General features: G+C 68.1%; 14 protein-coding genes. 5 read left to right on the forward strand and 9 right to left on the reverse strand.

Annotation, left to right across the window (positions count from 1 at the left end; all coding sequences use genetic code 11):
* Positions 1-37: 37 nt before the first annotated feature.
* The 3 genes from C0541_RS16565 to C0541_RS16575 are packed head-to-tail and all read right to left on the reverse strand — an operon-like array spanning position 38 to position 2673.
* Positions 38-1372, reverse strand: coding sequence for an O-antigen ligase family protein (locus C0541_RS16565; protein WP_115049980.1), 1335 nt, complete (start codon positions 1370-1372; stop codon positions 38-40).
* Complete coding sequence (locus C0541_RS16570; RefSeq protein ID WP_115049982.1) at positions 1353-2465, reverse strand: glycosyltransferase; 1113 nt, start codon at positions 2463-2465, stop codon at positions 1353-1355. The genes C0541_RS16565 and C0541_RS16570 overlap by 20 nt, the downstream gene beginning before the upstream one ends.
* 10 nt (positions 2466-2475) lie before the next feature.
* Positions 2476-2673, reverse strand: coding sequence for a zinc-finger domain-containing protein (locus C0541_RS16575; RefSeq protein WP_006451050.1), 198 nt, complete (start codon positions 2671-2673; stop codon positions 2476-2478).
* Positions 2674-2985: 312 nt separating this feature from the next.
* On the opposite strand from C0541_RS16575, the gene C0541_RS16580 reads away from it, so the two are divergent.
* Positions 2986-6348, forward strand: coding sequence for a GH92 family glycosyl hydrolase (locus tag C0541_RS16580; protein ID WP_115049983.1), 3363 nt, complete (start codon positions 2986-2988; stop codon positions 6346-6348).
* A gap of 575 nt (positions 6349-6923) precedes the next feature.
* Here the strand turns inward: C0541_RS16580 and C0541_RS16585 are convergent.
* The gene (locus C0541_RS16585) at positions 6924-9233 is read right to left on the reverse strand and encodes an NADP-dependent malic enzyme (protein WP_115049985.1); all 2310 of its coding nucleotides are present in this window, start codon (positions 9231-9233) and stop codon (positions 6924-6926) included.
* Positions 9234-9431: 198 nt separating this feature from the next.
* Complete coding sequence (locus C0541_RS16590) at positions 9432-10778, reverse strand: dicarboxylate/amino acid:cation symporter (protein ID WP_115049987.1); 1347 nt, start codon at positions 10776-10778, stop codon at positions 9432-9434.
* 286 nt (positions 10779-11064) lie between these two features.
* Here C0541_RS16590 and C0541_RS16595 point away from each other — a divergent pair, with 286 nt between their 5' ends.
* The 4 genes from C0541_RS16595 (at position 11065) to C0541_RS16610 (ending at position 18714) form a co-directional block, all read left to right on the forward strand.
* A complete protein-coding gene (locus tag C0541_RS16595; protein WP_115049989.1) occupies positions 11065-12237 on the forward strand; it encodes an OprO/OprP family phosphate-selective porin in 1173 nt (390 codons plus the stop codon).
* Between the two features lie 216 nt (positions 12238-12453).
* Entirely contained in the window at positions 12454-15099 is a 2646-nt protein-coding gene (locus C0541_RS16600; protein WP_115049990.1) for a hybrid sensor histidine kinase/response regulator, read from the forward strand.
* A 304-nt stretch (positions 15100-15403) separates the two neighbouring features.
* Positions 15404-16240 carry a DUF1460 domain-containing protein gene (locus C0541_RS16605; RefSeq protein ID WP_115049992.1) on the forward strand — a complete coding sequence of 279 codons (837 nt, stop codon included), beginning with the start codon at positions 15404-15406 and terminating at the stop codon, positions 16238-16240.
* 353 nt (positions 16241-16593) lie between these two features.
* On the forward strand, positions 16594-18714 hold the full coding sequence (locus C0541_RS16610; protein WP_238601348.1) for a TonB-dependent receptor: 2121 nt from the start codon (positions 16594-16596) through the stop codon (positions 18712-18714).
* A 124-nt stretch (positions 18715-18838) separates the two neighbouring features.
* Here the strand turns inward: C0541_RS16610 and C0541_RS16615 are convergent, their stop codons facing one another.
* From C0541_RS16615 to C0541_RS16630, 4 genes are all read right to left on the reverse strand, one after another.
* Entirely contained in the window at positions 18839-19477 is a 639-nt protein-coding gene (locus tag C0541_RS16615) for a response regulator (RefSeq protein WP_024938967.1), read from the reverse strand.
* A gap of 181 nt (positions 19478-19658) precedes the next feature.
* Complete coding sequence (locus C0541_RS16620; RefSeq protein WP_115049996.1) at positions 19659-20720, reverse strand: ABC transporter substrate-binding protein; 1062 nt, start codon at positions 20718-20720, stop codon at positions 19659-19661.
* Positions 20720-22105, reverse strand: coding sequence for a sensor histidine kinase (locus tag C0541_RS16625; protein WP_115049998.1), 1386 nt, complete (start codon positions 22103-22105; stop codon positions 20720-20722). The genes C0541_RS16620 and C0541_RS16625 overlap by 1 nt, the downstream gene beginning before the upstream one ends.
* Entirely contained in the window at positions 22098-22799 is a 702-nt protein-coding gene (locus C0541_RS16630) for a response regulator transcription factor (RefSeq protein ID WP_115050000.1), read from the reverse strand. Before C0541_RS16630 ends, C0541_RS16625 begins: the two co-directional genes overlap by 8 nt.
* Positions 22800-22880 lie beyond the last annotated feature (81 nt).

A 22880-nucleotide genomic window follows, 5' to 3' on the forward strand; every position in this document is an offset into this window, starting at 1 on the left:
CTTCCGCCGATTACGGCAATCGCCTTGATCGCCAGGGTTAGCGCAATTGCGCCTGGTCGGCATCGTCGTTGAGCAAGGCACCGGCATACAGGCCGGCCAGCATCAGGCTCAGCCCGCCCCAGAAGCTGGAATAGAACGCCAGATGCGTATTGAGCGGGAACACGGTTGCCACCAGCGCGATCATCGCCGGGCGTGCCTGCGCGCGCGCGGCCAGGCTGGAGTAGCGCCACGCGCGCCAGGCCTGGGCCGCACCGGCCAGCCACAGCAGCAAGCCGATCACCCCGGTTTCGGCAAGGATTTCCAGCACGATCTGGTGCGCATGGAAGGCCGGCCCGTCACCCCATGCCGGCGCCTGCGCGGGGGCCGGATTGCAGGCCGGATACGCCTGCCGAAATCCGCGTGCGCCCACGCCATTGAGCGGATGCGCGCGGATCATGCACAGCGCCGCGCCCCAGATCTGCGCACGCCCGGACAGGGCCTGGTCGACGCCTTGCTCGCCATCGCTAAAGGCCAGGGCGGTGCGCTGGATGCGCTCGCGCGCCTGCGGCGCCACCGCCACCACGCCGGCCGCCAGCAGCGCGCCGATCAGCGCCACTCCCAGCAGGCGACGGCCACCCAGCAACTGCCAGCCGGACAGCAGCACGATCACGCCATAGGTGATCCACGACGCCCGCGAACCCGCCAGCACCAACACCACCCCGACCGCCGCCGCCGCGCCTGCCCAGGCCCAGGCATGGCGCCGGCCAAGCGCCAGCAACAGGAAGGGCGACAGGCTGGCCAGGGTCTGGCCGAACTTGAGGTTGCACGGCCCCAGCACGCCGCTGAGGCGGTCGACCAGGGCCAGCTCCTGCGGCGTGCACAGGCCATGCCCGCTGATCAGCTGCTTGATCTGATCCAGGCCGAAGAACAACGGGCTGTTGCCGAACGCGGCCTGCAGCAGCGCATCCAGCGTCCACACCGCGCCGATCACTGCCAGGCCGGTGAAGGTGCGCCGACGCCGCTGCGCATTGGCCACCGCGATCGCGCACAACCACATGAACGGCAGATAGCGCAGATCGGTGGCCGACTTGCGCAGCGCGCGGCCCACGTCCACCGCATCGAACGCCGACAGCATCTGCGGCAGCCAGTACGCGAAGAAGAACACGCTGGTCAGCGCCCAGGCCGCACCGCTGAGCAGCCGGGTGCCGCCGCGGAACCGCGCATGCAGCAGGCGATACGCCGCAAACAGCGCGCCCAGCGACAACACCGTCTCGGCCAGCCCAGGCGTGGGCCACAGCGCCACGAACAGGAGCACCCACAGCGGCGCCCAGCGACCGGCATCGGGCGTCAGCACGGACGCGGGAGGGATGGCCTCAGCGGCGGAGTTCGTCATAGACCTTCAGGGTGGCCGCTTGCATGGCCTGCAACGTATAGGGAAGCACGGCGGGCGGTGGCGGCGCCTGCTGCAGCAACTGGAGCGCCTGGGTGCGCAAGGCAGCGGCATCGAAGGCCGGCACCGCGCCGCCGGGTTGCAGCTCGGCCAGCAGCTCGCCGACGCCGCCATGCGCCCACCCCAGCACTGGCCGGCCCACCGACAGGGCCTCCACCACGGTGCGGCCGAAGGCCTCGGGCTTGCGCGACAGCTGCAGCACCAGATCGCTGGCGGCATAGGCCTCGGCGATGCGTGCGGTGGGTTCGGTGAAGGCGACCGCCTCGGCCACGCCCAGTCTGGCGGCCTCGGCTTCCAGCTCGCGCAGATAGGCATCGCGGCCCGGCTCGCGCGCGCCCGGCAGCCACAACCAGGCCGGCACGCCGGCAGCGCGGACCTCGGCGAGCAATTGCAGGCCGTCGGCGTGCCCCTTCAGGCGCGTGCCGCGCCCGGGCAGCAGCAGCAGCGGCGCATCGGCCGGCAAGCCGGGCAGCACGCTCTGTGCCCAGCTGCGCGCACGGCGGTCCGGCTGCGGGCGACGCGGAAACTGGGCGATGTCGACACCGCGCGGGATCGTGCGCAGGCGCGCGGTGTCGGTCTGCGGATAGTGCGTGCAGACGTACTCGCGCACCGTCTGCGACACGCAGATCACCCGCTCGCCATAGGTCATCACCGCGCTGTAGCGGCTGGGCGAGTTGAGCCCGTGCACGGTGGTGACGAAGCGTGGCCGGGTGGCCTGCGGCATGCCGCGCAACGCGTACCAGCCCAGCCAGGCCGGCAGGCGCGAACGTGCATGCACGATGTCGGCGCCCAGTTCGGTGAACAGCCGGCGCAGGCCGACCACGTGACGCAGGGTCAGCAGCGACTTGCGTCCGATATCGAGGGTCAGATGTTCGCCGCCCGCCTCCAGCAGCGGCTGGACCAGCCGGCCACCGGCCGACACCACCACTGCGCGGTGGCCGGCACGCACCAGCGCAGCGGCGATTTCCAGGGTGGAGCGCTCGACGCCGCCGGACTGCAGCGCCGGCAGCAGTTGCACCACGGTCAGGCGGTGCATCCGGCCAGGATCAGTCGGCGAGCACGAACAGCGCGCCGCAGTACGGGCACTTGGCTTCGCAGTTGGGCTCGTCTTCGATCGGCAGATACACGCGCGGATGCGAGTTCCACAACGCCATCTGCGGCGTCGGGCAGCTCAGCGGCAGATCGCCGCGATGCACGGTGTAGCGCGATTCGGCATTGGCGGGCGCGGTGGCGGTCTGGCTCATGGCGGCACGATCGTAGGGGCAAAGGCAGAGCGCGGATTCTAGCAGCCTGCGTGGTGATCGGCCCATTGGCCCGACCAGGCCGGTTCGGGTGCTTGTTTCGGCGCTCCCCTGGCGCGGCCAAGGTCTGGGAACGCTGCGGCAGCTCCGGCGCTGCCTGCCCCCGGCCGGCAGCGCCAGGCAGCCACACCGGAACATCGCGCTTATCATCGCCACACGATGGCGCACCGCCCCGGCGTGCGCGCCGTGCCCGGATCGCGCGCACCGACCAGCCGGCCCTGCCCTGCGACATCGCCCCCAAGGAGACATCGCCACGTGACCTCGTCTGTTGTGCTGCTGCATCCGCGTGACCTGTGGTTCCGGCTGGTTGTTGCCCTGGGCGTCGCTGCGCCGCTGTCGGTGGGTGCGGCGACCGGGTTGTCGACCTCGTTCGAAGCCGGTCAGCCGTTGCCGGTGAGCGCGGCGGCAGGCGATGTGCAGATCGCCATCGGCACCGGTCCGGCCGCGCCGTATGCGGCCAGGCCGAACGCCGGCTACAGCGGTGCGCATGCGCTGCGGTACGACAGCCGTGGCGCAGGTGGGCGGCGCACCTTGTTGACCGGCGAGATCCCGATCGATGCCGATACCACGCTGTCCTGGCTGGTATTGCCCGAGAGCGTGGACGGCGCGCATGTGGCGTCGACCTTTGTGTCGCTGGATCTGCTGCTGGACGACGGCACACGCGTGTCGGCCAGTGCTGCGCGCGATCAGCATGGCATCGCGCTCGGTGCGCGGGCGCAAGGCGAGTCGAAGACGCTGTATCCGCAGCAATGGGCGCGCAAGGCGGTGCGGCTGGGCGACGTGCCCGGCCTGCGTGGCCGCCGTGTGCGTGCGATCGAGCTGGACGTCGTGCCGCCCGCAGGCGCGACCGCTACCGGCTGGATCGACGATATCGCGCTTGCCGAGGTACCGCTGACGCCGGTAACGCGCCCGTCGGATTGGGTGCTGACCACGCGCGGCACGCAGTCCAATGGCACGTTCTCGCGCGGCAATAATTTTCCGGCAACCGCGGTGCCACATGGCTTCAACTTCTGGACGCCGGTGACCGATGCGGGCACGCTGACCTGGCTGTACCGCTGGAACGAACACAACGATGCGGACAATCGCCCGCGCCTGCAGGCCTTGTCGCTCAGCCATCAGCCCAGCCCGTGGATGGGCGACCGCCAGACCTTTCAGGTGATGCCGTCGCTGGCGGCCGGCGTGCCGCCAGCCGATCGCAAACAGCGTGCACTGGCGTTTTCGCACGCCAATGAAACTGCGCGCCCCTATCGCTACGCGGTGCAGCTGGACAACGGGATCCAGGCCGAGATCGCACCGACCGACCATGCCGCGCTGTTCCGCTTTCGCTTCCCGGCGCACGGCGATGCCAATCTGGTGTTCGACAATGTGGACGCGCGCGGCGCGCTGCGGCTGGATGCGGCGACACAGACGCTTTCCGGCTACACCGATGTACGTAGCGGGCTGTCGACCGGCGCCACGCGCATGTATGTCCATGCCAGCTTCGACACGCCGTGGAAAGCCAGCGGCCTGAGCGACACCGGCCGGCCCACCGGCTGGATCAAGTTCGCTGCAGGCAGCACCCGGCAGGTGCAGATGCGCATTGCCACCTCGCTGATCTCGCTCGAGCAGGCCAGGCACAACCTGGCACTGGAAATCGCGCCGCAGGCAACATTCGAGCAGGTTGCCGCGCGGGCGCAGCAGGCCTGGGATGCATTGCTGGGTCGCCTGGAGGTGCCCGACGCCACCGCCGACCAGAAGACCACGCTGTATTCCAACCTGTACCGCCTGCACCTGTATCCCAACTCCGGCCACGAGAACGTCGGCAGCGCCAGCGCACCGGACTGGCGTTACGCCAGCCAGAGCAGCTGGTCGGACGACAACATCGATGGCAGCGCGGTGCGCAGCTTTGCGCCGATCCGCGATGGCCGGGTCTATGTCAACAACGGCTTGTGGGACACCTTCCGCACCGCGTGGCCGGCGTACGCCTTGTTCGCGCCCGACGCTGCCGGTGCGCTGGTGCAAGGCTTTCTGGAGCAGTCGCGCGCGGGCGGCTGGGTGGCGCGCTGGTCGTCGCCCGGGTATGCCGATCTGATGGTGGGCACCAGTTCCGACGTGGCGTTTGCCGATGCCTGGCGCAAGGGCGTGCAAGGCTTCGATCCGGCCGAGGCGTATGCGGCAGCGCTGAAGAACGCCACCGTGGTGCCACCGGATCGGCATGTGGGCCGCAAGGGCATGCCACGTTCGACCTTTCGTGGGTATGCCGATACCGACACGCATGAAGGCCTGTCGTGGTCGATGGAAGGCGCGCTCAACGATTTCGGTATCGCCAACATGGCCGATGCGTTGTCCAAGCAGGCGACGGCGGCAGCAGCGCGCGAGCGTTATGCGACCGAAGCGCTGTATTTCCGTCATCGTGCGGCCGGGTATGCGGCATTGTTCGATCCGGCGATCGGGTTCTTCCAGGGCCGCACACCGCAGGGCCACTGGCGCGTGGACGCGGCACGGTACGACCCGCGCGTATGGGGCCACGATTACACCGAGTCCAGCGGCTGGACGTTTGCATTCACTGCGCCGCACGATGGTGAAGGCCTGGCGACGTTGCATGGAGGACGCGCGCGCCTGGCAGCGAAACTGGATACGTTCTTTGCCACTCCCGAGACCGCCGAGGCCAGGTTCGCCGGCTCCTACGGCAACACCATTCACGAGATGACCGAAGCGCGCGATGTGCGGATGGGCATGTATGCGCACAGCAACCAGACCGCGCACCATATCCCGTGGATGTATCTGTACGCCGGGCAGCCGTGGAAGACGCAACGCATCACCCGCGAGATCCTGGCACGCCTGTACCTGGGCAGCGAGGTCGGCCAGGGCTATCCCGGTGACGAGGACAACGGCGAAATGTCGGCGTGGTATCTGTTCGCGGCGCTGGGACTGTATCCGTTGCGCATGGGCGCGCCGGAATACGTGATCGGCTCGCCGCTGTTCAAGCATGCCAGCGTGCGCTTGCCTGATGGCGGGACGCTGACGGTCAATGCGCCGCAGAATTCGCCGCAGAACGTGTACGTGCAATCGCTCAAGGTCAACGGAAAGCCCTGGCGCAAGACCTGGTTGCCGCATGCGGACATCGCCAGGGGTGCGACGCTGGACTTCGTGATGGGGCCTGCGCCCTCGCGCTGGGGCACCGGGCCGGACGATGCGCCACCGTCGCTGACCCCTGCGGGCAAGCGCCCTGCCCCATTACAGGATGTGCTCGGAGACACGGCGCGCATCACGCTGGCCGATGGTGGCGATGTCACTGCCTTGCATGACGACGATGCGGCAACGATTGCCACAGTTGCATCAACATCGACGCTGACGCTTGGCGGCATGGCGCGCGGCACGCCGACGCTGTATACGCTGACCAGCGGCAATACGGCCATTGCGGCCAGTGGCTGGACATTGGAAGCGCGTGCGGCCGATGGTGCGTGGACGGTGGTCGATCAGCGCCGTGAGGAAACCTTCGAATGGCCGTTGCAGACACGGCCGTTTCGTATTGCCGCACCTGGCGCCTACGCCGCGTATCGGCTGCGATTCAGTGCGCCTGCGAAAGTGCAGCTGGCGGAGATCGAGTTGCTGGGGGCGGAGCCTGCGGTGCGTTGAGGCGGAGGTTTATCGAAACGACGGTCGCACTGCTTTTTTTGAGGCAAGTGGGCTACCGCGCACGCATGCACTCAATCTAGATTCGCGTGACTGCCATCGGAGCTGGGTGCCATTGCAACGTCAGCGAGGCTGGTGAACCGTACCCTCACCCCAACCCCTCTCCCGGGGGGAGAGGNGTGACTGCCATCGGAGCTGGGTGCCATTGCAACGTCAGCGAGGCTGGTGAACCGTACCCTCACCCCAACCCCTCTCCCGGGGGGAGAGGAGCCTTGGGCGGTGCGACCGCGCATGCGTGCACGCATGCAATCTGGAGTCGCGTGACTGCCATCGGAGCTGGGTGCCATTGCAACGTCAGCGAGGCTGGTGAACCGTACCCTCGCCCCAACCCCTCTCCCGGGGGGAGAGGGGCTTTGAGCGGTGCTTATGGTGCAGCTGGCGGGTAGGTTTTCGGTGTTTTCCCGGTGCGCGGGTCAGCTACTGCTCNCCCCAACCCCTCTCCCGGGGGGAGAGGGGCTTTGAGCGGTGCTTATGGTGCAGCTGGCGGGTAGGTTTTCGGTGTTTTCCCGGTGCGCGGGTCAGCTACTGCTCTTTTCGCCAGCGTTCTTCTCGGCATCGCGCTGCTTGCGGATCTGCGCGTCCACCGCTGCGATCGCGGTCATGTTCATCACCCGGCGCGAGGTGGCGCTGGTGGTGAGGATATGCACCGGCTTGGAGATGCCCATCAGGATCGGGCCGATCGCCACGCCGTCGGTGAACACGCGCACCAGGTTGTAGGCGATGTTGGCCGCTTCCAGGTTCGGCAGCACGAACAGGTTGGCACGGCCCTTGAGCGTGCTGTTGGGCATGATCTGCTTGCGCAGCGCTTCGTCCCAGGCGGTGTCGCCCTGCATTTCGCCATCGATGTTGAGCTCGGGCTTGCGCTTGAGCAGGGCTTCGCGCACCTGGCGCATCTTCAGCGCATCGCGCGAGTCGTGGCTGCCGAAGTTGGAGTGCGACAGCAGCGCGATATTGGGCTCGATGCCGAACAGCTTGAGGCGGTACGCGGCCTGCAGCGTCGCTTCGACCACCTGCTCCACGGTCGGGTCTTCCTGCACATGCGTGTCCAGGAAGAAAAACACGCCCAGCTGGTTGATCACGCCGGTCATCGCCGAGGTGGAGCTCACCCGCGGTTCCAGCGGAATCACGCTGCGCGCGTAGCCCAGCTTCTTGTGGAAGCGGCCGACCACACCCGACAGCATCGCATCGGCTTCGCCACGCGCCACCATCACCGCGGCGATCAGGGTCGGACGCGAGCGCATCAGTTCCTTGGCGGCAGTGACGGTCACGCCGCGACGCTCGGTAAGCGCGTGGTAGTACTGCCAGTATTCGTTGAAACGGGGATCGTCGAGGATGTTGGTGATCTCGAAATCCACCCCGGCGGTCAGGCGCAGCCCCATGCGCTCGATGCGCGCCTCGATCACGTCCGGGCGGCCGATCAGGATCGGGAAGGCCAGGCCTTCGTCGACCACGTTCTGCACCGCGCGCAGCACCACTTCCTCCTCGCCTTCGGCATACACCACGCGCTGCTTGTCGGCGCGCGCACGGTCGTAGACCGGCTTCATCATCAGGCTGGTGCGGTAGACGAACTGGCCGAGCTTGTCGCGGTAGGCCTCCATGTCGGTGATCGGGCGCGTGGCCACGCCCGAATCCATCGCCGCCTGCGCAACGGCGGACGACAGCTCCACCAGCAGACGCGGGTCCAGCGGGCGCGGAATCAGGTATTCCGGGCCGAAACTCGGGGTCTCGCCGCCATAGGCCGCGCCCAGGTCGGAGGCCTCGCGCCGTGCCATCGCCGCAATCGCCTTGACGCAGGCGATCTTCATCTCCTCGTTGATGCCGGTGGCGCCCACGTCCAGCGCGCCGCGGAACAGGTACGGGAAGCACAGCACGTTGTTGATCTGGTTCGGGTAGTCCGAGCGGCCGGTGCCGATGATGCAGTCCGGACGCACCGCCTTGGCCGCTTCCGGGGTGATTTCCGGGTTGGGATTGGCCAGCGCGAAGATCACCGGCTGGCGCGCCATGCTGGCGACCATTTCCGGCTTGAGGATGCCGGCGGCCGACAGGCCCAGGAAGATGTCCGCGCCCTCGACGATCTCGGCCAGGGTGCGCTTGTCGGTGTCGCGCGCGTAGCGCTGCTTGTCCGGGTCCAGGTCGGTGCGGCCGGTGTGGATCACCCCATCGCGGTCCAGCGCCAGGATGTTCTCCGGCTTCAGGCCCAGCGAGACCAGCATGTTGACGCAGGAGATGCCGGCCGCGCCCATGCCGGTGGTGGCCAGCTTGACCTCTTCGATCTTCTTGCCGGTGACCACCAGTGCGTTGAGCACGGCGGCGCCGACGATGATCGCGGTGCCGTGCTGGTCGTCATGGAACACCGGGATGTTCATGCGCTCGCGCAGCTTGCGCTCGACGATGAAGCACTCCGGCGCCTTGATGTCTTCCAGGTTGATGCCGCCGAAGGTCGGCTCCAGGCTGGCGATGATGTCGACCAGCTTGTCCGGGTCGTTCTCGTTGATCTCGATGTCGAACACGTCGATGCCGGCGAACTTCTGGAACAGCACGCCCTTGCCTTCCATCACCGGCTTGGACGCCAGCGGGCCGATGTTGCCCAGGCCCAGCACCGCGGTGCCGTTGGTGATCACCGCCACCAGGTTGCCGCGCGCGGTCAGCTCGCTGGCCTGGGTGGGTTCTTCGACGATCGCCTCGCAGGCGAAGGCCACGCCCGGCGAATACGCCAGCGACAGGTCGCGCTGGGTCAGCATCGGCTTGGTCGCGGTGACCTTGATCTTGCCGGCCGGCTGCTGGCGGTGGTAGTCGAGGGCGGCCTGTTTGAAGTCGTCGTTGGACATCGGCGTTGTGGGTCTCGAAGGCGCAGGAGGACTGAATTCTACCCCCCTGCCTGAACATGGGCCTGTCGCGCAGCTGTCGGCGCGGCAGGAAGATCGCATGCCGCAACGCGTGATGCGGTGCGGCCAGTGGTGGCACGAAGCGAAAACGGCCCTGCATCCCGCCGGCAGCGCCGGCGGAATACAGGGCCGTAGGAAGCATCAGCGTGCGCTGATCGGGGCGACGACGTCGGTCGAGGCCACCGGTGCCTGCAGCGGCGGCGAGCCGCCATCCAGCACCAGCTTGAGCTGATCGCGGTCCAGCGCATTTTCCCAGCGCGACACCACCACCGTGGCCACCGCGTTGCCGATGAAGTTGGTCAGCGAGCGGCACTCGCTCATGAAGCGGTCCACGCCCAGGATCAGCGCCATGCCGGCCACCGGCACGTCCGGCACCACCGACAGCGTGGCGGCCAGGGTGATGAAGCCGGCGCCGGTCACGCCGGCCGCGCCCTTGGAGCTGAGCATCGCCACCGCCAGCAGGGTGATCTGCTGGCCCAGGGTCAGGTCCACGTTGGTGGCCTGGGCGATGAACAAGGCGGCCAGGGTCATGTAGATGTTGGTGCCATCCAGGTTGAACGAGTAACCGGTCGGCACCACCAGGCCCACCACCGACTTCTCGCAGCCGGCCTTTTCCATCTTCTCCATCAGCGAGGGCAGCGCCGACTCCGACGAGGAGGTGCCCAGCACCAGCAGCAACTCGGCCTTGAGATAGCGGATCAACTTGAGCACCGAAAAGCCGCACAACCGGCAGACGATGCCCAGGATCACCAGCACGAAGAACAGCGAGGTCAGGTAAAACGAGCCCACCAGCCAGGCCAGGTTGACCAGCGATTCCACCCCGTACTTGCCGATGGTGAAGGCGATCGCACCGAACGCACCGATCGGCGCGGCCTTCATCAGGATATGCACCAGGCGGAACACCGGCGCAGTCAGCGCTTCCAGGAAGCTCAGCACCGGGCGGCCGCGCTCGCCCACCAGCGCCAGCGCGATGCCGAACAGCACCGCCACGAACAGCACCTGCAGGATGTTGCCATCGACGAACGCGCTGATCAGCGTGGCCGGGATGATGTCCATCAGGAAGCCGACCAGGCTCAGCTCGTGCGACTTCTGCACGTAGGTGTTGACCGCGCTCTGATCCAGCTCGGCCGGGTTGATGTTCATGCCGGCGCCGGGCTGCACCACGTGCGCCACGATCATGCCCACGATCAACGCCAGCGTGGAGAAGAACAGGAAGTAGGTCATCGCCTTGGCGAACACCCGGCCCACCGTCTTGAGGTGGGTCATGCCGGCGATGCCGGTGACGATGGTCAGGAAGATCACCGGGGCGATGATCATCTTCACCAGCTTGATGAAGGCATCGCCCAGCGGCTTGAGGCTCTCGGCAAAGGCCGGCTCGAAGTGGCCCAGCAGGGCACCCAGGACGATCGCCACCACCACCTGGAAGTACAGCTGACGGTAAAAGGGAACGGGCGCCGGCAAGGGGCCGGCAGGCTTGCTGATGTGCATGACGCCACTCCGAGGGAACATAGAGGGCGCCTGAGCAGGCACCCGGTGCGGGCATTCTGGCCGTACGTCGCAGCCCTGGCCGATAGCCCATTGGTACTACGCACTGTCGCCGCGCTGAACGTCGCCTTACACTTCAGCCGCGCCGCCACCGGCCGTTAATTCCGTTTAACGCAGGCACCGCTTCCGGTGTCGTTGGCCGTCCGGAAACTGCGCGCCTGCTGAAGCTGTTCAGTGCGACCGCCATGGCAGGACGCCCGGCCCCTTCTCATTGCCGAAGAACACACCTATGCGCCTGTCCCCGCTCGTCCTCGCGTTGGCCATCGCCGCCGCGCCCGCTGCCGCCAATGCGGCCACCTCGCTGGAAAACTGGCCCACCAAATACACCTTCGGTGATGGCACCGAGCTCGGCCTGACCGGCAACTACGCCTACGACGACAACAACTTCTCCGGCGACGACCGCCTGGAAGACCGCACCGATTTCCGCCGCAAGGAATTCGGCGCCACCCTCAGGAAGAAGGGCGTCTACGACGCCATGGTGTATTTCGACTTCGAGGCCAAGCTGTGGCTGGACGTGTTCTTCCGCGTCGAGACCAAGGCCTTGTTCGGCCAGGATTACGGTCGCGTGCGGCTGGGCTACATGAAGGTGCCGGTGGGCCTGGAAGCGGTGCAGAGCTCGCGTGCGGGCAGCTTCATGGAACTGGGCCTGCCGGTGCAGGCGGTGTTCCAGGGCCGGCGCACCGGCGTGGAATGGACGCTGGAGCGCCAGCAGTACCTGCTGCAGGCCGGCGCCTATGGCGGCAAGGATCTGCAGGGTGACAATCCGGGCACCACCCAGGCCGTGCATGCCGCCTGGACCCCGCGCAAGGCGGAAGGCGACGTGCTGCACCTGGGCATCGCCGGCTCGGTGGAAAACCCGCGCGGCTTCAGCGACGGCCGCGGCGTGTCGTTCGGCCCGCGCGTACGCCTGCGTGCCCGCCCGGAAGCCGGCCTGACCGACGTGCGCCTGATCGACACCGGCACCATTCTCGATGTGGACCATGTGATCCGCACCGGCGTGGAAGCGGTGTGGATCCACGGCCCGTTCTCGCTGCAGAGCGAGGCGCTGCGCGCCGAGGTGGCGCGCAACGACAACCTGCCGCATTACATCGCGCAGGGTCAGTACCTCTACGGCACCTGGACGCTGACCGGCGAGTCGCGCAGCTATGCCGGCGGCGTCCCGGGCAACATCAAGCCGGCGCACGACTACGGCGCGGTCGAGCTGACCGCCCGCTACAGCCGCCTGGACCTGGAAGACAACCGCGTCAGCGGCGGCCGCCAGCACGACACCACCATCGGCGCCAACTGGTACCTCACCAGCCACTTCAAAATGCAGGCCAACTACAGCTGGGTGGATGCCACGCGCAACGGCGTGCATGAAACCCCGCACGTGATGGAGTTGCGCGCGCAGGTGCAGTTCTAAGCATGATGGCGCAGAAGTAACCCGGGCCTGATCGGCCGCGCGCGCCTTCCCTTCAACGCGCCAAGGCGGCAGCCCACACCAGCGCACGTGCCCCTGCGGCCGCCTCCTTTCGGGGATGCGGCCGCAGTCGTTTGTGGGTGCGGCCGTGTCGGCGCCTGGCGCAGGCCCTGTGCCGATAGCTGCACGATGCAGCGGTGCACCGCCATACTTGCCGGCATGTACGCCTCGCAACGCCGCCGCCTGCTGCTCACCCTGACCATCGTGCTGGGCGGCATGCTGGTGGCCATGGTTGCCGCCGGGCACTTTGTCGAACAGAACGCCCTGCACGAGGAAAGCGCCACCGTGCGGCGCCAGCTGCGCCTGTATGCGCAGGCCCTGCAGCAACGCGTCGATCGCTATCGCACCCTGCCGCAGATCCTGGCGCTGGACCCGGAACTGCGCGCGGCGGTCTCCGGGCCGTTATCGGCCGCGCAGGTGGAACGGCTCAATCGCAAGCTCGAGCGGGCCAACAACGTCACCCAGTCCTCCACGCTGACGCTCATCAACCGCGACGGCCTGGCGTTGGCTGCCAGCAACTGGCGCGCGGCGCGCAGCAACGTGGGCGTGGACTACGCCTTCCGCCCGTATTACCAGCAGGCATTGTCCAGCGGCAGCGGCAGTTTCTACGGCATCGGCATGACCACCAGCGAGCCGGGCTACTTCCTGTCGCAGGCCATCGTCGACACCGACGGCCAGGTGCAGGGCGTGGTGGTGATCAAGATCGCGCTGGCCGCGCTGGAACGCGAGTGGCTGCAGACCCCGGACATCGTGCTGGCCTCCGACGCGCACCAGGTGGTGTTCCTGGCCAGCCGCCCGCAGTGGCGCTACCGCATGCTGGCACCGCTGAGCCTGCGCGACCGCAGCGAGTTGCGCAGCACCCGCCAATACGCCGACCAGGACCTGCTGCCGCTGCGGCGCCGGCTGATCGAGCAGACCGGCAACGGCGGCGTGCTGGCCGAGGTCAGCGACCCACCGCTCGCCGGCCCGGTGCTGTGGCAGACCCTGGAGGTGCCCGAGAGCGGCTGGCGCCTGCACCTGCTGCACGACACCCGCGCCAGCGCGGCGGCCGGCCGCGCCGCTGCGATCGCCGCGGCCGGTGCGTGGCTGGCGCTGGCCTTGCTGTGGTTGTTCGTGCAACAGCGGCGGCGCCTGTCGGCATTGCGCCAGCGCAGCCGGCACGAGCTGGAGACGCTGCTGCAACAACATGCCGAAGAATTGCGCACTGCCCAGGATGGCGTGGTCACCGCCGCGCAACAGGCCAATGCCGGCTTGAGCCGCAGCCTGGAACACCTGCCGCAGGGCGTGGTGGTGATCGACGAGGCGCTGAATCTGGTGGCGTGGAATTCGCGCTATGTGGAACTGTTCCGCTTCCCGCCGGAACTGCTCAAGATCGGCCGCCCGATCGAAGACCTGTTCCGCTTCAACGCACGCCGCGGGCTGCTCGGACCGGGGCCGATCGAAGCGGCGATCGAGCGCCGCCTGAACCATTTGCGCAGCGGCAAGCCGCATATGCGCGAAAGCGAGAAGGAAGACGGCACGGTGCTGGAAATCCGCGGCAATCCGCTGCCCGATGGCGGATTCGTCACCAGCTATGCCGACATCACCAGCTACAAGAACGCCGCGCGCGAACTGCGCTCGCTGGCCGATGCGCTGGAACACCGCGTGGCCGAGCGGACCCGCGACCTGGCCGCGGCCAAGCGCGAGGCCGAAAGCGCCAACCGCTACAAGACCCGCTTCGTCGCCTCGGCCGTGCACGACCTGCTGCAACCGCTCAACGCCGCACGCATGTTCGTCTCGGTGCTGCGCGGGCAGGTGCGCGAGGCCGGCGGCGCCCGCGTGGTCGACAACATCGAAGGCGCGCTCGCCGCCCAGGACGCCATCCTCAACAGCCTGCTCGACATCTCGCGGCTGGAGGCCGGCAGCCTGAAGACCCGGGTGCGCGATTTCGCCATCGCCCCGCTGCTGGAAACCCTGGCCCGCGAGTTCGGCATCCTGGCCGAAGACCGCGGCCTGGTGCTGGAGTGGGTGCCTACCTCGGCGGTGGTGTTGAGCGATGAAAACCTGCTGCGGCGCATCCTGCAGAACTTCCTGTCCAACGCCATCCGCTATACGCCGCGTGGGCGCGTGCTGATCGGCTGCCGTCGTCGCGGCGGCTGGTTGCGCATCGAAGTGCACGACCAGGGGCCGGGCATTCCCGACGCCTTGCAGGACGAGATCTTCGAGGAATTCCGACGCCTGGACGACGGCGTGGCCAACGACCGCGGCGCCGGCCTGGGGCTGGCCATCGTCGAGCGCATCGGCCGGCTGCTCGGCCACCGCATCGGCCTGCGTTCCACCCTGGGCAGCGGCAGCGTGTTCTCGGTGACCGTGCCGCTGGGCGAGCGCGCGTCCATTGCCAGGCAGTTGCCGCCGCCGGTCAGCACCGCCGACAACGCCAACGACCCGATCCTGCACGGCTGCCGCGTGTGGTGCGTGGACGACGACCCGCGCGTGTGCGAGGCCAGCCGCGCCCTGCTGGAGCGCTGGGAATGCCGCGTGGACTTTGCCGGCGGCCCCGACGAGGCACTGGCCGCCGCCAACGCCGACGAGGTGCCGGAGCTGCTGTTGCTGGACGTGCGCCTGGGCGAGCACTACGGCCCCATCTTGCTGCCGCAGCTGGTGGCACGCTGGCAGCGCGAACCGCGCGTCATCCTGGTCACTGCCGAACCCGACCCGGCCCTGCGCGAACATGCGCTCGACCTGGGCTGGGGGTTCCTGGCCAAACCGGTGCGGCCGCCGGCCCTGCGCGCCCTGATGACGCAGATGCTGCTGCGGCGCGGGTGAGTTGCGCACTCGGCAGCATCGACCGGCAGGTAGGGCTGCGGTTGGTGGCTGGCGACGATTCCGGCTTGCCTACCGCCGACAGGCCGGATGATGGCGCACTGTGTTGCATCCGTCCCATGTAGCGATGTCCCGGCCCTGCGCGGCCTGGAGAGTTTCGCCGGATCGTTTCGGCGTACCGAACTGCGCACTGCTTCAAGCGCGCGCTGGCGATGGCGCTACAGTACTGGCGCGTCTGTCGCTGCGCATTGCTGCACCGTGCATCCCTCACCTGCCGATATTTCTCCTTCAAGGAGTTGGAGCTTCCATGTTCAGGCCTGCCTCCGTGATGTTGACCGCGTTGCTTGCCGCAGGCTGCGCGGCGGATCTGCCCGTGCATGCGTCCACGCCATCGGCGACCGTGCAGCCCTCTGGCCCGGCACGCGCGGACATGGACCCGTCCACGCTGCAGACCCTGGACCGCGTGCTGCACCAGGCATCCACGCATCGCGGCCTGAGTCCGGGGCATCTGATCAAGCTGCTCTCGGCGGAATTCCTCGGCACGCCGTATCAGGCCAACATGCTGCAAGGATCGGCCACCACGCCGGAGCGGCTGATCATCGACTTCAGGGGCCTGGATTGCTTCACCTATCTGGACTATGTCGAAGCGGCGCGCCATGCCCACTCGCAGCAGGACTTCGTCGATCGCGTGGTCCTCACCCGCTACGTCGATGGCGTCATCGGCTTCACCTCGCGCAAGCACTTCTTTTCGGACTGGGTCGCGCGTCCCTACCAGCTTGCCGACGACATCACCGCAACGCTCAGCCCCAACGCCGAGAGCGTGGACAAGGCGCTCAATCTCAAAGCCGACGGCAGCAACTATCTGCCCGGATTGCCGGTGGTGCAGCGGACCATCACCTACATCCCCGCCGCCAATGTGGACAGCACGGTGCTCCAGCAACTGCGCACCGGCGACTACGTGGGCAGGTACTCGCCGGCGCCCGGGCTGGACGTCAGCCATGTCGGCATCTTCGTGATGACCGACCGGGGTCCGATGTTGCGCAATGCCTCATCGCGCCCGGAAAACGAAAAGGTCGTGGACTCGCCGTTCATGGAGTACGTCGCCCGCACGCAGGGCATCGTCGTCTACCGCCCCAGGCCCTGATCCCGCTCGCCACGCGCGCAACCGCCGGTCCGGCGACAGGCATCGTCTCGGTCCGTTACGCCGGCGCATTGCCGGGATCGCGCAGTGTCGAGGCGCGTGGACGAGCGCTCGCCCGTCATCCGCTGCAGCGCGCGCCGGGTGAGCGTGCGATGCCGGCGCAGGGTGCGGCTCTGCACGATCGCCGCTGAGCGATCACGTGGAAGTTGGCGCAACGCCGGCACCCGCGCCCCCGGCCGGCAACGTGCCGGAGACCCGGGCGACTGCACCTGTTACACTATCGAGAACGATTCCCATTTGACTTTGCGTCGCGGAGCATGTCGCGTGCCCCGTCAGCGCCCTGGAGTTCTTGCTCGATGAAGCTTTCCGCCCATGGATCGGCCGGCATGCCGTTCGTTGCCACCCTCTGCCTGTTCGCCTCCGCCACCGCTTCGGCCCAATCGGACGTCACCGGCACCCTGGACACCGTGGTGGTGGCCGCCTCGCGCTCCAACATGACCGTGGCCGAGTCGCCACAGACGGTGCTGATCATCGACAAGGCGCAGATCCAGCAGCAGCTGACGATCTCCAGCAATTCCTCCGACGTGCTCGCCAACCTGATTCCCTCGTACACGCCCAGCCGCGGCAAGATGAACGGCAGCGGCGAAACGCTGCGCGGGCGCACGCCGTTGATCCTGATCGACGGCGTGCCGCAGTCCAATCCGATCCGCCCCACCGGGCGCGAGGCGCACACCATCGACTATGCGATGGTCGAGCGCATCGAAGTGATCCAGGGTGCCAATGCCATCAACGGGCTGGGTGCCACCGGCGGCACCATCAACATCATCACCCGGCGCCCGCAGGACGGCCCGTTGAACCAGCACATCGACGTGCAGGCCACCACGCCCACGTCCGAAACGCGCGCGGAAACCACCAGCGCCGAGACCCGTTACCGCGTGGACGGCCGCTCGGACAGGCTCGATTACCTGTTCTCGGCCAGCTACAGCGACCAGGGCCTGTCTGTGGACGGACAGGGCCGGCCGATCGGCGCCGACAATACCCAGGGCGACCTGATGACGTCCAAGGGCTACGACGTGCTGGCCAAGCTCGGTTACGCGCTCACCGACGCGCAACGCCTGAGCGTCAGCGTCAACCGCTACCGCATCAAGAACGACAACGACTACATCGGCATCCCCGGCAACCGTGCGCAGGGCCTGCCCACCACCTCGGTGCGCGGCACCCCGCAAGGCACCGCGCCCTGGAACGATGTGCTGACTTCCAGCCTGTCCTACACCCATGACGACCTGGCCGGCATGCAGCTGAGCGCGATGGTGTTCAACCAGGAATTCGAAGGGCTGTTCGGCGCCGACAACTCGTCCACGTTCCAGGACCCGCGCATCGCCCCGGTCGGCACGCTGTACGACCAATCGCGTTCGGTCGCCTCCAAGTGGGGCAGCAAGATCAGCCTGACCAGGGACGACCTGCTCGACCACCGGCTCAAGCTCACCGGCGGCGTCGACCTGCTGGCCGACACCGGCAAGCAGGACCTCTACGGCACCGGGCGCACCTATGTGCCCGAATCGGACTACCGCAACCTGTCGCTGTTCGTGCAGGGCGACTACAAACTGCTGCCCGAGCTGACCCTGCATGCCGGCGTGCGCCGCGAAGACGCCGAGTTGGAGATCGACAGCTACCAGACGCTGTGGCGCTACAACCGCGTCGCTGTCGAAGGCGGCACGCTCGATTTCAACCAGACCCTCTACAACGCCGGCCTGGTCTATACGCCGGTCGAGGGCGTGAGCTTTTTCACCAGCTATTCCGAAGGCTTCGGCATGCCGGACGTGGGCCGCGTGCTGCGCGCGATCAACACGCCGGGCACGCGCGTGGCCAGCCTGAGCACGCTGGAGCCGATCCTGACCAAGAGCGTGGAAGCGGGCACCCGCCTCACGCGCGGCGCCTTCGATGCGGACCTGAGCTACTTCCAGTCCAACTCGGACCTGGGCACGCGCGTGGTGCCGATCAACGGCGCCTTCATGATGAGCCGCGAGAAGACCCGCGTGCAGGGCGTGGACGCCAGCCTGGGCTATCGCCTGGATGCGGCGCATCGGCTGCGCCTGTCCTACGCCTACACCCGTGGCCGCTACGACAGCGACAACGACGGGCAGCTGGACGCGCGCCTGGACGGGCTCAACGTGGCGCCCAATCGGGTGATCGCCTCGTGGTCGGCGCAGTGGACGCCCAAGTTTTCCTCCTTCGTGCAGGCCCAGCACGCCTTCAGCCAATCCTTCGACGAGCCCGACAAGCGCTTCAGCGGCTACACGCTGGTGGATGCGACGTTCAACTACGCGTTGCCGCGTGGCGCCGTGCGCATGGGCGTGTCCAACCTGTTCGACAAGCAGTACATCACCTACTACTCGCAATCGGCCCTGGTCGAACCGCTGCGCTACTTCGCCGGGCGTGGCCGCACGTTGACGCTGGGATATTCGCTGGATTTCTGATGCCGTGGCGGGATCGCCGGCTGCACGTCTGCAGCCGGCAGCCTGGACGCTCACGCGCCGCACGGCGCCAGCGCTGCAGCGCCGAACCGCAACAGAAAACAATCGGCGCGATCACCCGATTCGATCAGCCCTCGCCTTCCGGCTCCAGCGCCTTGACCAGCACCGCCGCCTGCGTGCGGCTGTAGCAGTCCAGCTTCTTCAGGATCGCGGTGACGTGCACCTTGACGGTGTTTTCGGCCAGCCCCAGCTCGTGCGCGATCTGCTTGTTGAGCAGGCCATCGGCCAGGCTCAGCAGCACGCGGAATTGCTGCGGGGTGAGCTGGGCCAGCTTGGAGGCCAGTTGCGCGTCGGCCTCCGAGCGCTCGGCGGTCATCGGCGGGAACCAGGTGCCACCTTCCAGCACGCTGGCCACCGCGGTGCCGATCGATTCGGCCGGGGTGGATTTGGGAATGAAGCCGGCCGCGCCGAACTGCTGCGCGCGCCGGATCACGCGTGGATGATCGTTGGAGGAGATCACCACCACCGGGATGTCCGGATGCTCGCCCCGCACATGCAACAGCGCCGAGAAGCCGCGTGCGCCCGGCATCGCCAGGTCCAGCAGCACCAGCTCGGCCTGTGGGTGCGAGCGCAGCATCGCGCTCAGCGTGGCGGCGCTGGAGGCCTCCACCACATCGGCCTGCGGCAGGGTCTGCTGCAGCACATGGATCACGGCGGCACGGAACAGCGGGTGGTCGTCGGCGACGAGGATGGTGAGATCGGCCATGCGCCAAGTCTGGCACATGGCTGTGCCGGTTTCCCGCGCCCGGGCGTCCATCGCCCACCCGCTGCGCAGGCATCAGGCCTGTCGGCAGTCGGCGTATGCGTGGAGACCGCCCTCCCAGGCCGCGCACCCGCAAAGGCCCGGAACCCGCGCCGCGCTGACGCACAGCGATCCTGGCAGGTCGTCAGCGCCCGCCCTGGCGCGGCGGCTGCGTGCTGGCGCGCCAGGCATCCAGGAACTGCCGGCGCTTGAGCTTGTCCAGATACACCAGCAGGCCCGGGCCGAGCGGGATCGGGCGGAACGGAGGTTGCGCCGAACCGCCACGGCCGCCGGCGGCCGGCAGGATCGGCATCAGCCGCGCCTCGCGCGAGAGCACCTGCTGGCCGCGTGGCGACAGCAGGTAATCCAGGAACCGGCGCGCCTCCGGCGCATGCGGTGCGGTCCTGGGGATCACCGCGGTGCGCAAGGCCACCAGCGTGTAGTCCTGCGGCTGCACGATGCCCAGCGGGGCGCCGGCGTCGATCCGCGTCTGCGCATAGGAGCCCAGCACGTTGTAGGCCAGCAGCAGCTCGCCGCGGCTGACGCGGTCGAGCAAGGTGCCGGTGCGTTCTTCCAGCCTGACCTGGTTGGCCCCCAACGCGGCCAGCAACGCGCCGGCGATGCTGCCGACCTGCCCGTCCTGGGTGGCGAACAGATAGCCCACGCCGCTGCGCTCGACATCGTAGGTGCCCACCTTGCCGCGCAATGGCGCGTCGGGCGCGCGCAACAAGGCCAGCAGCTGCCGGCGCGTGCGCGGCACCCGTGCGGCCGCCAGCTTGCGCGTGTTGTAGACGATCGCCACCGGCTCGTAGCTGATGCCGAACACCTCGTGCCGCCATTGCGCCCAGGCCGGCAACGCTTCGGTCTGCGCGGAGCGATGCGCCAGCGCGTGGCCATCGTTGACCAGCTTGGTCTGCAGATCCATGCTGGCACTGATCAGCATGTCGGCGGCTGGTGTGGCCCTGCCCGGATGCAGGTAGTGATCGTAGATGTCCCAGGCGATCACGTCCTCGTAGATCACCTCGGTGCCCGGCTGCAGGCGCTGGTAGTCCTGGATGACCGCGCCGAACACCTCCAGGTCGGTGGAGCCCTGCACGCGCAATTGCGCCTGCGTCGGGCCGCGCGCGGGAAACACCCGCACGTCGCCGGGAGCGGCGCTGGCAGCGCCATGTGCCAGCAACACCGCCAACAGCAACAGCCTGCGCATCACCGTGTCCCTCCAGAAAAATGCAACGAGGCGATCAGCCCGCCGCCGACGCGGTTGCTCAGGTCGATGCGCCCGCCGTGCGCCTCGACCACGCGCTTGACGATGGCCAGCCCCAGCCCGGCGCCGCCGGCCGGTGCCTCCGGCCCGCGGACGAACCGCTCGAACACGCGCTCGGCTTCGGCAGCGGGAATGCCGGGGCCGTGATCGGCGATGGTCAGCACGTGATGGCTGCCGTCGCTGGTGAGCGCCACCTGCAACGGCGCCCCGGCGCCGTACTTGCAGGCGTTGTCGATCAGGTTCTTGAGCGCCTCGCGCAGCAGCAAGGCATCGCCGCGCAGCAGCGCCGGCTGCGGGTCGATCGCCAGCTGCACGCGCGGTGCGCCGTCGCTGCGCGGCAAGGCTTCGTGCAGGGCCTGGTGCAGGACTTCGGCCAGATCCACGGTGGCAAAGCGCTGCAGGTTGGCGCGATGGATGACGCTGGCGTCGCTGAGCAATTGATTGAGCAGCCGGCTCATGTGGCTGGCATTGCGCTCGATCGCCACCAGGCTGCGTTGCATCTCGCGCGGGTCGTCGTCGTCCATCGCCAGTTGCGCCTGGGCGCGCAACGCGGCCAGCGGCGTGCGCATCTGGTGCGCGGCTTCGGCCATGAAGGCGCGCAGGGTTTCGTTGCTGGACGACAGCCGCGCCATGAAGCGGTTGAGCGCGGTCACCATCAACTGCATTTCCTGCGGTGCCGGCACGCTCAGCGGTTTCAGGTCGGAGGGCTCGCGCCGCGACAGATCGCGCTCGATGCGCTGCAACGGGCGCAAGGCGCGATACACGCCCAGCCACACCAGGCCCAGGGCCAGCAGCGACAGCACGCCGATCGCCACCAGCGCGTTGAGCACTACATCGCGGGCCACCGCATCGCGCGCGCGCCGGGTCTGGCCCACCTGCACGCGCACCTCGCCCTGCCCGGAGGCCGATGCCACCCGATGCATCACCACCGCAAAGCGCACCGGCTCGCCGCTGTAGTCGGCGTCGAATAGCACCGGGCGCTCGTCGCCGGGCGCGCGCGCCGGCAGCGGCAGCATGTCCTCGCCGGTGATGGTGCGGCCTTGCGCGTCGAACACGCGGTAGAACACGCGGTCTTCCGGCGCCATGCCGAGCAGGTCCAGCGAGGCGTACGGCAGATCCACCTGCCAGTCGCCGCCGACCAACGCCACGCTGTCGATGATCGACAGCGCCGAGGACACCAGCAGGTGATCGTAGGAGCGGTTGGCGGCGCGCTCGCCGTAATCGCGCGCGGCAAAGAACAGCACCACCGCGCCCAGCAGCGACAGGCTGCCCAGGTACAGCAGCAGGGTGCGCCGGATCGACGGTGCCACCATGCGCGGCTCAGCCATCGAGGCCCGGCTCCACCGGCGCATGCGGGTCGGCCTCCTCGAGCTTGTAGCCGGCCCCGCGCACGGTGACGATGCGCAACGGCGCGCCCGCCAGCTTGCGACGCAGGCGGCCGACATACAGCTCGATCGCATTGGGCCCGGCATCGTCGTCGAAGCCGAACAAGCCGTTGCCGATCTCGTCCTTGCCCACCACCTGGCCCAGGCGCCCGATCAGGATCTCGAACAGGCGGTATTCGCGATTGGGCAACTCGATCGGCACCCCGTCCAGCACCAGCGTGTGCGCGGCGTTGTCGAACACGAACCCGCCGATCTGCACCACTTCGCTGGCCTGCCCGCGATTGCGTCGCAGCAGCACGCGGCAACGTGCCTCGAACTCGCGGAAGTCGAACGGCTTGCCCAGGTAGTCGTCGGCGCCGACATCCAGCGCCTGCACGCGGTCCTCGATGCCGTCGCGCGCGGTCAGCATCAGCACCGGCGTGGTATCGCCACGCTCGCGCATCCCGGCCAGCACGCGCAAGCCATCCAGCTTGGGCAGGCCGATATCCAGCACCACCAGGTCGAAACGCTGATAGCGCAGCACGCTCGCCGCCGCCAGGCCATCGGACTGCCAATCCACCGCATGCCCGCTACGGCGCATGCGCCGCACGATGGCATCGGCGAGGTCGGCGTTGTCTTCGACTAGCAGCAGGCGCATGAGGCTGGGATTGGGGAGTTGGGATTGGGGATTCGCAACGGCGGTTGGCCGCGGCCGGAAGGTAACAGGCCGCGCAGACAA

This window comes from Xanthomonas arboricola (genome assembly GCF_003353015.1).
Taxonomy (GTDB): Bacteria; Pseudomonadota; Gammaproteobacteria; order Xanthomonadales; family Xanthomonadaceae; genus Xanthomonas; species Xanthomonas arboricola_E.